Genomic DNA, 245 nt, shown 5'->3' on the forward strand with positions numbered 1-245 from the left:
GTGCACACTACTAACCTGCTGGTGGCGCAGACTGGCCATGATCCAGCGTTCGACGATTTGCACCTCTGATTCTGCCTTGGCCTTGTCCTGCGGATGGTAAGGGCGTGCCTGTAAAATGGAGGTGCCATAGTGACGCGCAAAGTCGAGCACAGTGTCGTTGCTGCGCGGTTCGTAGCGGTTGGCGTCGGCGATCATTGCCTTCGGATTATCCGGCACGATGAGCTGAGTGACGCCACCATAAAATG

1 pseudogene is annotated in these 245 nt (G+C 56.7%); it reads right to left on the minus strand.

Annotation, left to right across the window (positions count from 1 at the left end):
* A pseudogene (locus QN347_RS20670) lies at positions 1–245 on the minus strand (IS21 family transposase); the annotation flags it as partial.

Origin of the sequence: Sphingomonas sp. 10B4 (assembly GCF_035019905.1) — a bacterium.
GTDB classification, from domain to species: Bacteria; Pseudomonadota; Alphaproteobacteria; order Sphingomonadales; family Sphingomonadaceae; genus Sphingomonas; species Sphingomonas glacialis.